At 51.5% G+C, this 3,053-nt stretch carries 4 protein-coding genes; all 4 read right to left on the bottom strand.

The genetic code is table 11. The features are described from left to right. A partial coding sequence (locus tag Q8Q07_08970; GenBank protein MDP3880417.1) for a response regulator occupies positions 1-398 on the bottom strand: 398 nt, incomplete at its 3' end. Next, complete coding sequence (locus Q8Q07_08965; protein MDP3880416.1) at positions 398-772, bottom strand: response regulator; 375 nt, start codon at positions 770-772, stop codon at positions 398-400. The genes Q8Q07_08970 and Q8Q07_08965, both read right to left, overlap by 1 nt. A 9-nt stretch (positions 773-781) precedes the next feature. Then, entirely contained in the window at positions 782-2,464 is a 1,683-nt protein-coding gene (locus tag Q8Q07_08960) for an ATP-binding protein (GenBank protein MDP3880415.1), read from the bottom strand. A gap of 388 nt (positions 2,465-2,852) precedes the next feature. Then, the coding region (locus tag Q8Q07_08955; protein ID MDP3880414.1) for an XRE family transcriptional regulator at positions 2,853-3,053 on the bottom strand (201 nt) is incomplete at its 5' end.

The raw sequence follows: 3,053 nt of genomic DNA, 5'->3' as shown, positions 1-3,053 counted from the left end.
ACCAGTCCCTTATTCTCCAATGCCAGTCTTTGTTGCTTCAGGGCGTTAGCGATAGCGGTCTTCATCTCATCCGGGTTGATGGGCTTAATAAAATAGGCATAAGCGCCATCATTTACCGCATTTATTGCCGTCTCCACACTGGCATAGCCGGTCATCATAATCACAATTGCTTCGGGGTTTTTCATCTTGGCCAGTTCCAGTATCTCCATCCCGCTGATATCGGGCAGCCTGATATCGGTAATAACGGCCTCAAAAGGACACCCACGAATCATCTCGAGGGCATCGGTACCCCTTTTCAGTTCGATAACACTGTAGCCGGCATCTTCCAGTATGCCACACAGGGTTATCCTGGTACCGATATCATCCTCGACCACCATAACGGTGGTGTCTGCAGGCATTACTCTTTCCTTTCCTGGATTGTGTTTGTAATCAAGGCTATTACCTTTTCCATATCAAAAGGCTTGTAAATACAGGTATAAACGCCCTCGTTTATCGCCTTCTTTACCAGGTCTTCTACCGAGTAGGCGGTCATCATAATCACCACCGCCCCGGGGTCAATCTTCTTAACCTCCATGAAGGTTTCAACGCCGTTTATCCCCGGCATTTTTATGTCCATGAAGATAATATCGAAATGGTTCTGTCTTACCGCATCAATAGCCCGGTAACCATCATCGACCACAGCGACATCACATCCCCGGTCTTCCAGTATCCCCCCGAGCGTCAGGCGGATACCTCTCATATCATCAACTATTAAAACCCTGGTCTTTTCCATCAGCCTGTATTACTCGCCCTCATTAATTCGCAAAGGTGACTTTACCGTAAAAACAGTCCCCTTTCCTATCTCGCTCTCAACCTCGATATACCCGTCATGCCTCTCGACGATTGCTTTTGATACCGCCAGCCCCAGGCCGATGCCTTTGGCCCTGGTGGTAAACAGAGGGTCGAAGATTTTACCGATAACCTCCCCGGGTATTCCGCAACCGGTATCGCCAATCTTCACCTCAAGGAATCCGTCTCTTTGCAAGGCGGCTACGGTTATCTTGCCACCCCCGGGCATCGCCTGAACCGCGTTCATCAGTATGTTCACCAGCACCTGACGAATCTGGTCGGTGTCTATTTCAACTTCAGGCAGGTCAGGGTCAAGATTTTTGACCAGTGCAATGTTTTCGTTAACGGAGATACGGGACAAGGCATCCTCAATCACCCTATCGATACAGGCCGGCGAGATTGCCGGTTTACCAACCCGGGGAAACCCCAGAAGGTCACTGATGATTTTGTTGGAAGCGGCTACCTCATCATCTACAATATCCAGAAATTGCGTCACTCGCGGCTCTCTCTGTCCCAGGTCGCTTCCGGCTACTTTCCCTCTGACGTAGTAAACGGCGTTCTTAATTGCCCCCAGCGGGTTTCTTAGCTCGTGCCCCACTCCGCCCGCCAGTTGTCCTATAGCAGCCAGTTTCTCGGAACGGACGAGCTGCTCCTGAGTCTTTCTCAGCTCTTCGTTCGTCTCCAGCAGTTCTTCATTAGTATTGCGTAACTCTTCCTCAATCGCTCTGAGTTCCTCGTTGCTGACTCTAAGTTCCTCGTTGGCGTCCTCCAGTTCCCGTTCCTTCTTCTCGACCTGGCGACGGGAGTCCTGCAGGCTCTCCGCCATCCGGTTAAAGGAAGTAGCCAGTTCACCCAGCTCATCCCTGGAGCTAACTTCAACCCGCTGAGTCAGGTCACCGGCGATAATCTTCCGGGTAATTTCAGACAAACGCCTCACCGGCCCGGTAATAGAGCGAGTCAGCACTGAGCCTAGAAACAAGGCAAAAATAGCGGCCGCCAGCACAATACCAATCACCAGGTTCTGGAGAGTTGCCTGAAGCTGAATCAACTCCTTTTCCCTTATCTCCAGCATGTGCAGCGTATCTGCGTGTAGACTGGCGGAAAGAGCTTCCAGTTCCGCTATGGACTCCCGGTAATCGAGGTAGCGGGGCTGCAGTTGTTCATAGGTCTGGCCCGCCAGCACCGGGACTACCAGTTCATGGTATGCGTTGTCGCCGAAGCTTACCAGTTGGATAATACGCTCCTCACGCTCCTTAATATTATTGCCCACGGATAGTGGCGCGCCACCGCCGTTATCGTGACACTGCAGGCATAAAACGGATGTCTGCCGTATACCTTCGGTATCTTGCAACCGGGCTGTCCAGGAATCCTCCAGCCTGGCGGCATATTCTTCCTGTACAGCCCGGTTGCCAAGCTCACTGGCGAGGAAAAACTCCTTCTCATAACGGCAGATGTCGCTTAAAGCGCTCGTGAAAAAATGGGCGCTGGTAAAGCTCTGAATGTCTGTACTGATTACGTCATTAGCCGTCCTGTTGACCCGGTTCAGGGCGGACAGGGCGACTCCCCCAACCAACAGGGTAATAGCCGCCCCGATTAGAAAACCACCAATAAGCCTGGTCCCAACTCTCTGTTTCACCTTGATTCCCGTCCGCCTCTTTCAGTATTAAGGTTAACTGGCAAACCGTGATACTCCTCTTACAATGCCAAGCGTACCACATTGGCATATTAATTGCCAGTAGTCACCTATGGCACGATAGTATTAGTCATATAGTACTACACGCGGTATCCGGCGAAGATATCACTGGTGACAGGAGTCACCGGCCGGGGGCAGAGCGGGCAGAGGGCTAAAGCGGTAAGGTTACCGGATCAATCCGGAGACGGCGGGATGAAGAGGGGTTTTTCCCGTATCATAACAAAGGGGTAAAGACGTGGGCTGACACTCCCGGACGGGAAAGGTCAATAACGAAGATAATGCGCTATCCGGTTGATTAGCATTCCTCTCCGGGAATAACTCGCGATCAGGCTTATTTCATGGTCAGGGCAATACTTTTCAAGATGCTCAGGATTCCGATTACTGTACGTTGTACTTCGACCGGCTCCTGGCTCAACATTCGGGTGACATAAGGGTCAAGCTGCCCCCCGCTATATCTTGGTTTCTCTTCTTCTATACCGGACATTGGCGGGGACAGATAACCGGCCAGCAGGAACAGCTCGCTTTCATTAAT

It is taken from the genome of Dehalococcoidales bacterium, assembly GCA_030698765.1.
Classification (GTDB): domain Bacteria; phylum Chloroflexota; class Dehalococcoidia; order Dehalococcoidales; family UBA2162; genus JAUYMF01.
This window is presented reverse-complemented; position numbering and strand designations above follow the sequence as displayed.

What these genes read in the sequence shown, in the direction of transcription:
- Q8Q07_08965 (MDP3880416.1), bottom strand. Translation starts at nt 772, where the DNA reads ATGGAAAAGACCAGGGTTTTAATAGTTGATGATATGAGAGGTATCCGC.